The 11142-nt window shown below is 59.8% G+C and carries 8 protein-coding genes; 2 read left to right on the top strand and 6 right to left on the bottom strand.

Annotated elements, in window-relative coordinates; all coding sequences use genetic code 11:
- Position 1: 1 nt before the first annotated feature.
- Positions 2–850, top strand: coding sequence for a phosphate/phosphite/phosphonate ABC transporter substrate-binding protein (locus tag MPN23_RS16000; protein WP_243545238.1), 849 nt, complete (start codon positions 2–4; stop codon positions 848–850).
- Positions 851–854: 4 nt separating this feature from the next.
- Positions 855–2351 carry a sensor domain-containing diguanylate cyclase gene (locus MPN23_RS15995; protein WP_243545237.1) on the top strand — a complete coding sequence of 499 codons (1497 nt, stop codon included), beginning with the start codon at positions 855–857 and terminating at the stop codon, positions 2349–2351.
- Here the strand turns inward: MPN23_RS15995 and MPN23_RS15990 are convergent.
- The 6 genes from MPN23_RS15990 to MPN23_RS15965 form a co-directional block, all read right to left on the bottom strand.
- The gene (locus MPN23_RS15990) at positions 2341–4080 is read right to left on the bottom strand and encodes an HD domain-containing phosphohydrolase (protein WP_243545236.1); all 1740 of its coding nucleotides are present in this window, start codon (positions 4078–4080) and stop codon (positions 2341–2343) included. The genes MPN23_RS15995 and MPN23_RS15990 overlap by 11 nt on opposite strands.
- Positions 4081–4087: 7 nt before the next feature.
- Positions 4088–4468, bottom strand: coding sequence for a response regulator transcription factor (locus MPN23_RS15985; RefSeq protein ID WP_243545235.1), 381 nt, complete (start codon positions 4466–4468; stop codon positions 4088–4090).
- Between the two features lie 91 nt (positions 4469–4559).
- Positions 4560–7109, bottom strand: a complete 2550-nt coding sequence (locus MPN23_RS15980; RefSeq protein ID WP_243545234.1) for an ATP-binding protein — start codon at positions 7107–7109, stop codon at positions 4560–4562.
- Positions 7106–8368: an ABC transporter substrate-binding protein gene (locus MPN23_RS15975; protein WP_243545233.1), complete on the bottom strand. Its 1263-nt coding sequence runs from the start codon at positions 8366–8368 to the stop codon at positions 7106–7108. Before MPN23_RS15975 ends, MPN23_RS15980 begins: the two co-directional genes overlap by 4 nt.
- A gap of 90 nt (positions 8369–8458) precedes the next feature.
- Entirely contained in the window at positions 8459–9613 is a 1155-nt protein-coding gene (locus tag MPN23_RS15970; protein ID WP_243545232.1) for an ATP-binding response regulator, read from the bottom strand.
- Entirely contained in the window at positions 9585–11135 is a 1551-nt protein-coding gene (locus tag MPN23_RS15965) for a PAS-domain containing protein (protein WP_243545231.1), read from the bottom strand. Before MPN23_RS15965 ends, MPN23_RS15970 begins: the two co-directional genes overlap by 29 nt.
- Positions 11136–11142 lie beyond the last annotated feature (7 nt).

The raw sequence follows: 11142 nt of genomic DNA, 5'->3' as shown, positions 1-11142 counted from the left end.
AATGCGCAGACTGTTCGCAATCCTGCTGCTCGTCCTGAGCGTATCCGCGCCCGCTGCGGCCGGGACCGTCAAGTTCGGCATGTTTCCGTCCAATGATCCGGTCAAGCTGCAAAAGGTCATGGACATGCTCGCCCAATATCTGGAGAAAAACACCGGGGACCGCGTGGAAGCGGTGATCACGAGAGACTATCACGAACTTGCGGATCGGCTGGAAAACCGGACGCTGGACATGGCCTGGACAAACACCCTCAACTACGTCCGCCTCAAGAAAGCCGTTCCGACAATCCAGTACATCACCACCTACAGGGAAAGGAACGAGGATTCCGGAACAATCCAGCCGTTCTACCAGTCCTATCTGGTCACGCTCGAATCCAGTGACATCCACGACCTTATTCAGGCCCGGGGCAAACGGTTCGCCTTCACGGACCTGGATTCCACCTCGGGCTACGCCTATCCCAACATGATGCTGCGCAAACAGGGAATCGATCCGTCCACCTATTTCGGCAAGGTCTTCTTTCTGAAGAAACACGACAGAGTGGTGGAGGCCCTGCTGGCCGGAGCCATCGATCTTGGCGCCATGTCCGACGGCACCTATTTCACAGCCACACGCAAACACGGTGAAAAATTCAGGATTCTCGACAAATCCGATCCGATCCCGCTGGACGCGATCATTGCGAACGAGGAAGTCTCCAGCAAAAAGGTTCTGGCCTACCGGCGAGCTCTTGAATCCATGCCCCCGGACCATGCCTTCTGCAAGGCCATGAAAAGCATCCTTGGCTGGAGCGCCGCAGGTTTTCAGGCCCGGGACGACGCGTTCTATGACTCGGTAAGAGAATCTCTGCGGAACTAGGGCCATGTCGCTTCGCATTCTCATCTTCCTCATGGTGTTCGTGCCGTTCATCGTGCTCAGCTCCATCAACACCATATCTCTGGAACAGGTCATTTCCAGATATGAACACTCGATCCGGTCCAACGCCAGAACCAAGGCCGACAGCGTTGCCAAACTTTTTGGAAACGTGGCTTCCGGCATCGCGCAGGTAGCGGTCAGCCTGTCCCGGCCCAACGAAATCGTCAGTGCGGTGGAGGTGGCGGACAACAACGAACTGTACGACTGGAGCATCGCCTTTGTGGGCGACATCGACTGCATATCCTTTGCCGACGTCAACGGCATGGTGCTGGCCCGCGCTCCGGAGGAATTCCGTTTCGGCGATTCCATCGCGCAAGCCGACTATTTCCGCGCCGCACTCAAGGACGGGGAATTTCTCGGTCTGGCCATGGTTGACGGAAAACTCGCACTGGTGGCCAGCCGCATCATCAACAAGTACAACGACACCCCGGTCGGCGTCGTGGCTGCGGCAATGCACCTGACCCCGGGCATGCTTGGCAGACTCGTGCCCGACAGCTGGACCATCCTGAGCATACGCAGCCCCGAGGGTGCCATGATCCATTCCCACCCCCCACCTCCCGGAAGCGACCAGGTGCCCCTTGCCCCGGGCGGTATCGGATTCGTGGGCAGCGAAGGCGTCTTCATCACCCTGCTTCCGGATGCGCGGCATGCGGACCTGCTTGAACTCAAGGCCTCCCTTCGCAAGAACAGCCTGATTGCAGGCGGCGTTACCCTGCTTTTCCTGCTGCTTTTCGTACAGTGGCAGATCGCTCCCTACAGCCGCCTCATGCAGATCATTCTGGCCTATTCACGCAACCTCACCGACTTGCCGCAGATGCGCAAAAGGCTGCTCACTCTCCCCAAACGGCACAACCTCGAAATATCGCGCCTTGCCGATGCACTGGCAGGCATGGCCGACCAGATTCAAGGCAACTTCGAACGCATCGGCGCACTCAACCGTCGCCTTGAGCAATTGGCCAGCACCGATCCACTGACCGGACTGCTAAACAGGCGGAGCATGGATACGACTCTGGAGCAGGAAATGGATCGCGCCAACCGGTACGGAACGCCGCTTTCCGTCGTCATGGCGGACATCGATCATTTCAAGAGGATCAATGACACGCAGGGACATCAGGCAGGGGATGAAGTGCTTCGCCAATTGGCAAGGGAATTTTCGGAAAACAGCCGGACCACGGACAGCATATGCAGATGGGGCGGAGAGGAATTCCTGATTCTCAGTCCCAATGTCGACAGGCTCGGCGCGTTTGCCTATGCCGAAAAGCTGCGCCTGTTCATCGCGGAAAGTTCGGACCCGGTCCTGAAAAACGTGACGGTCAGCATGGGAGTGGCGGAGTACAAGGCCGGGGAAGCGCTGGAAGCGTTTGTGGGCCGGGCGGATGCAGCTCTGTATCGGGCCAAGGAAAGCGGCAGAAACAACGTGCAGTCCGAAGAGATCACCGGCTGAACATGGACGATCCCGTTATCTCCGCAATGTGGTTGATCCGGGAGCCCTTGACCCGCTCGGCCAACTCCTCGACACGGGCAAGATTGGTCTGAAACAGGTTCACGAGAACGGCGTCGAGTTTGCCGCGCTCGGCATCCCCGGACAGGATGTTCATGGCCTCGCGCCGGGTATAGGCGGGCTTGTAGTGCCGCTCCTGGGTCACGGCGTCGTAGATGTCCACAATGGCCATGAGACGGCTCTGCAACAGGATTTCATTCCCGATCACGCCGTCCGGATAACCAGACCCGTCCATGCGCTCATGATGCTGGCGAATGATGGTCAGCAGATGGACAAAGCCTTCCTGCAAGGGAATGTGCTGAAGAATGCGTTCGCTTTCGGCGGGATGACGCTCGATCTCGCGCCGCTCGTCCGGGGTCAGGTTGCCGTAGGGCAAAAGCAGGGCTTCAAGCTCATCCGAATACAGAAGCGGCATGCGTTCGTCATCCACGCCCCAGTGCAACCCGCTCAGTGAACGGACAAAGTCCAGATCCTCCTGCCGCGGATTCATGGCCGTATTCAGGTTGCGCACGCACTCGAACGCTTCGACCCAGTTCAGCTTTCCGGCGTGAGCGGCTATCTGGAAACGGGAACGGATGACTTCCAGCCGCCGCTTCGGCAAGCGCGAATCCTTTGTCAGCACGTCCTCGCGAATGCCGATCTTGCCCACGTCATGCAGAATTCCTGCGTAATATATCTCCCGCAGGTCGGCATCGGAAAAATGAATGTCCGAGAATTCCGGGGATTCGTTCAAGACCAGAGCAAAGGCCACGGCAAGCTGGGCCACGCGTTCGGAATGGCCCGCAGTAAAGGGGTCGCGCGAATCAATGGCCTCGGCCAAGGCCTTGAGCATCGCATCCATGAGCCGTTGCACGCCCTCGAAGTTGAACGCGTTGCTCACGGAAATGCCGGCAACCGATGCCAGAGTGGACAGGCTCTTGGCGTGGGCCGCTTCGAACAGTCCGGTGTTTTCCGAGGCAAGCACGAGCATGCCTTCGCATCTGTTCGGCGAAACAATGGGAATCAGGGCCATGCTCCTGACGCGGGGAATCTCGCCATGCCAGCGCTCGTCCTGATCCAGATCGTCGACAATCTCGCTTCGCCCGAAGAAGATGACATTCTGAAAAATCCTGCTCCCTGCCAACTGTTCCGGGTTGCTGCCAAAGGGCAATCCGAACTGGGTGAAAAGCTTGAAGCGATTCGATGCCGGGTCGGACAGAAAAACCATGCCCACTTCACCGGGATAATTCTCCCGCCGACATTCATTGAGCAAGGCTCCGACCACATCCCGAAGACGCAGCGACGTGTTGATTTCGGGAACGGACCTATACAACAGGGCAAGTTCCCTGTACTTGGCCAAAGAATCCTCACCAATGGAACGACGCGCCGCCTCCATGTCCACATAGCCCTGAAGTGTGTAGGCCATGAAGGACAGAAGCCGCCCGCTCTCCTCGAAATCACCGCTTCGTTTCAGAAGCAGCCGTCCGGAGTGTATGGAATTGAAGGAAATCGGTTCGGAAAAAACATCTGCGCCCCCGGCATCGAACTCGGCCGGGGAATCGACTCCGGCCACCAGAATCATCTCGCCTTCATACTCGATGGCCACCACGCTGCCGGAACCGGCAGCATTCAGCGCCTTTTCCAGAAAACGCTTGAGGACCTGCGGACGGATGTATTTCTTCAGTGGCGTCATGCTGTGGTTACAAAGCCAGCAGGTCTTTGGAAACCTTCAGGATTTCATCCGGGTCAAAGGGTTTGGTCATGTACATCTTGGCGCCGAGCTCCAATCCCTGCTTGCGATCCACTTCCTGCCCCTTGGCCGTTAACAAAATGATCTGGGTGCTCTTGAGTTCGTCGTCATCCATGACTACCCGACAGACCTCGTACCCGTTCATCTTGGGCATCATGATGTCCAGAAAGACAAGATCCGGGCGCTCGGAACGGATGAAATCCAGTCCCTCCTCGCCGTCGGATGCAGTGAACAATTCGACGTCGTACTCGTCTTCAAGCTCCTCAAGCGTCTGCTCAAGCAGCATCTTGATATGGACCTCATCGTCTACTATGAGGATTTTTTTCGGCATCACTTTCTCCTTCGAACGAAAGATGTGCGGGTCCGGCATCGGCCCCTTTTCCCTTCATGCCACAAACCCCGTCAAGTGCGCAAATCATCTGTCAGGTCAGGTCTGCCGAAACAGTGGTGCCGGGCAGGATCACGACCTCCACCTCCGGAGTGCGCGCCAGTCTTTCCAGATCCATGCCGGAGGACACCTCGGCAGGCACGAAGACCATGCCCCGAAACCCCTGCTCGATGCGCCCCCATATCTGCCCCGGCGGACAGAAGGTTATGGTTCCCGGACAGATGACCTTGAGTTCCTCGTAGCAGTAGTCGCGGTCCTCTTCGCCCAGAATCATGCAGGAACGCCGCATGTCCTTTTCCAGAAGCAGGGCACGGACCACCTCCACGAGCCGGACATCGTCCACGGGCTTGACCAGCGCGACATCCCCTCCGGCTTCCATGGCGTCGCTCAGGGCACTGAGCACCAGAATGGGAATATGCCGGGTAAACGGGTTGCGACGCAAGCACGTTATAGCGGTCCGGCCGTCCATGCCCGGCAGCATCAGGTCCATGGTGATGAGATTGGGCAGCAGCTCCTTGGCCAAAGCCAGCGCCTGCTCCCCGTTCACGGCCACCCGAACGCGAAATCCTTCGCCTTCCAGAATCTGGGTCAACAGAGCCCCCAGGGAGGGATCGTCATCCACGACCAGCACCAGAGGCGCGGAATCCTGATCCCGCTTTTCCTCCACGAGCATGGCCTTGCGCTCAATGGCCCGGACCTGCTCTTCATCGCCGCACACCACCTTTTCGTCCGCAGGCAGGTCGTCAAGGCTGGATATGAACATGACCGGAAGGGAAAAAAAGAAGCGGCTGCCCTTTTCCGGCTCGCTCTCCACCCGGATTTCGCCCCGGTGGTGCTCCACGATCTGACGCGAGATGGGCAATCCGAGCCCCGTGCCGCTGGGCTTTTCGGTCAGGGTATCCCCGGCCTGCCTGAACTTGTCGAAAATCGAGGCCATGTCCTTTTCCGCTATGCCGATGCCCTTGTCCTCCACGCTGGTCACGATGCGGTCGCCCTTGCGAAAGACGCGGCAGACAATGGGACTCGCCTCCGTGAATTTCACGGCGTTGGAAAGCAGATTGACCACCACCTGCATGAGCCGGGCCTTGTCGCCCCGAACATGCGGCAGATCAGGTTCCACCTCGCACACAACCTGAAGCTCCTTTGCCGACCACAGGCCCTGCGTGGAGTCCACGGCCTGCCGCACCACCTCGCCCATGTCCACGATCTGATCCCGCCATTGGGCCCGACCCGATTCCATCTTGGCAATGTCCAGCACGTCGTTGATGAGTTCGGTAAGCCGCTCGGCTTCGGTCACGATGATGTCCAGATTCTCCCGGACCCTGCGTGACGCCCGGCTCGCCCGGGCATCCCCGACCACGGCCGGAAACACGGACTGATCCAGCTTCTTGCGAATGATCTTGGCGAATCCGAGCACCGAGGTCATGGGCGTGCGCAGCTCGTGCGACACCGTGGAAATGAATTCGGTCTTGAGCCGATCCAGCACCTTTTCTTTGGTGATGTCCCGAATCAGGATGACGCCGCCCAGACAGCGCGGCGCTTCGCCTTCGTCGGTCTGGATGATGGTGCCGACCGCCTTGCCCGTTCGCGACCGGGACAGGGGCAGTTCCGCCGCATGCGCCACGGGATCGCGCGACAGGACATGCCGGGCCAGCGCCTCGACCTCGGGCGGAAAGACGCTGCCAACGGGCTTGCCCGTAAAATCCCCGGTCTCCAGATCGAAACAGTCCCGGATGGCCGGATTGATGAGGGCAATGTCCCCGGCTGGACCGACCACCAGCAGACCGTCCGCAAGGTTGTCGATAATCGCCCGAAGATAGCTCATGCTCTCCCGAAGATCGGTTGTGGACCGGTTGACCTCTTCCTCCATTTCGGAAAACAGCACGGACAATTCGTGGGCCATGGCCTGCATGGTCCGGCCCAGCAGGCCCACCTCGTCGTTGGAGCGGATGTCGATATCCCCGGAGAAATCGTGCCGGGACAGACGTTCGGCGTATTCCGTCAGTTCACGCAACGGACGGGATATGCGGCGGGAAAAATAGTACAGCAGGGCCACGCACCCCCAGAAAATGAAGAAGAGCAACCCTTGCAGCTTGATCACGGCGGACCAGAAATAGGAAACGATCAGGTCCCTGCTCATGCCCACGTGCACGTAGCCGGCGACCCCGGCCAGAATCGGCGCGGAAATGTCGATGATCCCGCCGTACCCGCCGACCTCGAGTTCCGTGACCACGGTCCTTTCCCGTTCCTCCTGCAATCCGCGCAGCTCCTCGGGCATGACCGGCACGAACGTATGCGCCACTGCGGTCCGTTCCGCATCAAGAACATATACGTAGGAAACACCCTCGATCTCCAGAAACTGATCGGTCATGGCCTGCAACGTGGCCGCATCCCTGTTGAGCACGATCTCCTGACTTGCGTCCGCAATGCTCCGGGCAATGGCCGTGCCCTTGCTGATGAACTCGTCCGTCATCCGCGAATGCAGAATGTAGGCGGCCGTGCCCGACGTCATGTTGGCAATGACCCCGAACAGGCAGAAAGCCAGAATCATGGTCTTGGTGAACAGTCGGGATGCGCGCTTCATTTTTGCCACCGCGCCCAGTCTTCGGGCCTGATCGGAACGAACTTGCCATCGCGAATCGTGGTGAAATACACATTGCCCGGGCCCTGATGACAGTCCTTGTCAAACCCGATGCGAATACCGACGCCGACCTCCAGATTCCTGATCGATTCCGCGGCAGCAGCCAGACCATTTTCCGGAGATTCCGCAAACTTTCGCAGGATCGCGGTCATGACCCGCGCATTGAGATAGCCCTCCAGACTCACGAAACTGTAGCGGAGCGGCGCATATCCCTGCTCGGCCTTGTCCGGCGCAGCCTGTGCCAGGGAATCCATGTCCGCCCGGTACTCGCGGACCGCAGGCAGGGAAAGGTCCTCATAGCTGGGCACGACCTGGGAATTGACGATATCCCGGGTATAGACCCGGCCCGAATCCCTTTGGGCCGATTGCAGCAACTTGAGCATGTTCTCGCTGCCCACGAAGGACAGAGTAGCCACAGGCACGTCCAGCCCGGCATCCCTTGCATCCCGGACAAAGGCGGCGCAGGCCGCGTATGGTCCCACGGCAAGAATGACGTCCGGGGCTGCCTTGCGCAGGACCTCGACCTGCGCGTTCATGGAATCCCCGAAACAGGCTCCCCGGGAAAACGTGGCTTCTCCGGCAAGTTCGAGCCCGTGTTTGGCGAGGGCGCGACGCGTCCCGTCCCAGCCGCTCCGGCCGAATGCATCCACCTGATAGAGCACGGCAACCCGGGTTCGCCCCAGTCCGACAAACTTGTCGACAAGGCCGCGAATTTCCTGCCGGTACGATGCCCGGGCATTGAACACATGTCTTTCGTAGGGAAATTCCCGCTGCGGCTGAGCGCCGGAAAAGGGAAAGAACAGAAGCTTTCTGGTCCCGTCATACCCCTTGAGCAACGGAAGCACGCGCGTCACCGTGGGCGTGCCCACATAGCTGAACAGGCAAAGGACCTCTTCGTTTTCAAGAAAATGGATGGTGTTGTCGATGGCAGGGACAGGGTCGTATCCATCGTCCAGAGCAAGAATCTCGATCCGTCGGCCGTTGATTCCCCCGCCCTGATTCACATGGGCGAAACAGGCGGCCGCTCCCCGGTACAATTCAATGCCCAGCCCCCGACTCGGCCCGGAAAAGGGCGCGGACATGCCAAGCACGAAAGGCCGGGCCGCATCGCAGGGTTGAATCGTGGCCAGACTCAGGATGAAAACAGCAACAAGAACGAATCCGCACCGCAATGATACGGAATGGCAGCCGGACTTCCGCATGAGCTCCCCCTCTGATTGCAATCAGAATGCGGAAAAAGTGGCTCACGCTATCACGACATCAGGCCAATGAGAAGGAATTAATGAGGTTATTCACGCAACAGGTTCAACTGTCGCCAGCCCGGCAACCGGAGGGGCCTCGTTTGGCAAGGCCATGATCCTTACGCCGTTCCTGCGGCAGAGCCGGACAAACTCCCCGTCCTCGAAGAACCGGTCCGGAACCAGAACCGCACCGGAGAATCCGCCCGCCATTTCGGCGCGCAATCCGGCCTCGGAATATGGCCCGCTCTGCGCCGGACACAACGCCCGCACATGCCGCCAGCAATCCGAATGCACCAGAACATCGCGGTTCAGAAGCGCACCATGCAGCAGAACGTGAACCGCATCCAGAAAGCATTCCGAATCCAGCGGCTTGGCAAGACACAGGTTCGCACCGCTCCCCTGCAATGCTTCGGGAACCGAAACCAGCAGGATCGGCATTCCGGCAAGCTCGTGTTCCGCACGCATCTGCCGCACGATTCCTTCATTGCTCATGCCCGGCAGCCGCGGGTCCAGCACCACGAGGTCGGGCAGATGCCGTGCGGCCAGTTCCAGGGCCTCAGGCCCCTTGCCTGCCAGCAGGACATCGCATCCATCCTTTTCCAGAAGGATGGAAAGATAGTGCGAGGTGGTCTCGTCCGCATCCGCAATCAGAACGCAGGGCCTTGCCTCGCTTCCGGCCTCGGGCAGGGACACGGTCAGCAGGCTTCCCCTGCCGAGACGGGATTCCGCCCGGATGGTGCCCCTGTAATGCTCCACGATCTGACGGCAGATGGCCAGTCCGAGCCCCGTGCCCTGCGGCTTGTCCTGGAGCACGTTTCCGGCACAGGCCTGCTGGAACTTGTCGAAGATGCAGTCGAGATATTCCGGAGCAATGCCGGAACCGGTGTCGGCCACGGTAAACAGGACCTCGCCGGGCTCGCCAACCTCGGTCGACAGGGTGACGGTGCCGTGCTCCGTGAATTTGGCGGCATTGGAAAGCAGGTTGATGAGCACCTGCTGCAACCTGTCCGAATCCATGCGCAGATCAGGCATGACTTCCGGACACGTCACCCGAAGCTCCACGCCGGGCTTGCCGGGAAACAATCCCTGCGCGGAATCCGCAGCCCGCCTGACCGCGTCCACGGGATTCACGATCCCGTCGCGCCAACGTTCCTTTCCGGCCTCGATGCGGCTCAGATCAAGCACGTCGTTGATCAAGCGAGTCAAGCGTTCGCCCTCGCAGGCAATGATGTCCAGATTGGATTGAATGCGCGCGCCGTATCGCCGAGTCACGCCCTGCACGGCCAACGGGCTGAAATGCCGTTCGAAATCCCGGCCGGATGATCCGGGAAAATCCCAGAATCGAAGCCAGCGGGGTCCGCAGCTCGTGGGACACCGAGGAAAGAAACGCACTCTTGAGACTGTCCAGTTCCTTGAGCCGGGAGTTGGCCTTCTTGAGTTCACGCGTCTTTTCCAGAAGAACCCGGGTCCGCTCGCGCACCAGATGCTCCAGGTCCGCGTTCATGGAAGCAAGGCACTCCTCGGCGCGCTTGGTCTCGGTCACGTCCGCAATCAGGACCACGGTTTCCCCGTTCCCGGTCTTGTAATGCCGATACTGAAGCCAGCGGCCGTCTTCCAGCGGCTCCAGAAACGGGCCGCCCGGTTTTCGGTGTTTCAGGACATGGTCCTCGGCCCAGACGCCCTCCCGGCCCTGCGCATTGGTGAACATGCCGCTTTCCGCAAGCGTTTCGGCAATTGTTCCCAGCCCCATTCCATAGCGCAGGTTGGGCAGTCTGGCTTCAATGAACTCCATGACCCGCCGGTTGATCATGACGAGCCGATCCTGTTCATCGTACAGAACGAATCCCTCGGAAATGCTGTCAATGGCATCGCGCAGCCGAGCCGTAGCCCGGGCCGCCTCGGTTTCCAGCCGTTGCACGAGCAGGGCCATGCGACCGGCCATGCTGTTCAGGCTGTCGGCCAGTCGCCCGAACTCGTCATCACTGTCCACTTCGGCCCGCGCACGCAGGTTGCCCTGCCCGAATTCCGTCGCGGCCCGAGTCAGCCGCACCGCGTTGCGGGCGACATTGTGCAGCAGAGTACCGATGAATGCAGCCATGAGCAGCGCGGCCAACACGGCGACGCAAAACACGATGCGCGTTGCGGAACTGGTGGAAGCGATATGGGCGCGGGCAAGAATAGCCTCTTCCGCAGCCACCTGGGAAAGCCGATTCGCCAACGCGAAAACCCGGGCATATCGGCTGTCGATTTCCGCATGCTCCAATTCGGGACGGACTCTTTGCCGAAAGAGATTGCGAAACGCATCGCCGTATTCCTGCACGCTCCCGTTCAGATTCCGAACAAGAGCCGCAAGCAGTTGGCCGTCCGCCCCCACCTTGATCGCGGCGAGCCGATCCAGATTGTTTTCCGCCTGCGTCATGCAATCGAAAAACGCGATCTTGTGATCCGCAAAAAGCCCGGGCTCCCCCTGCATGGACCACAGGGCGCGGCATTCCTGTTCCGCATGCCGGGCGCGCTTGAGCTCGCCTATCGTGTTCAGGGCCAGTTCCTGTGCACGCAGGCTGCGGGACACGATGCTGTCCGCACTCTGTTCGAGGGATTGAAGGGAATGCAGCCCCACGGCCGCAACAAAGATGATGAGCGCTGCAAACAGGCCCAACGTCCAAGCGAATTTGTATACGAGTCCGAGGCCGCGCCAGCGTTCCCGAACGAGCCGAACCAGATCCATAAACCAC

It is taken from the genome of Pseudodesulfovibrio tunisiensis (assembly GCF_022809775.1).
Taxonomy (GTDB): domain Bacteria; phylum Desulfobacterota; class Desulfovibrionia; order Desulfovibrionales; family Desulfovibrionaceae; genus Pseudodesulfovibrio; species Pseudodesulfovibrio tunisiensis.
This window is presented reverse-complemented; position numbering and strand designations above follow the sequence as displayed.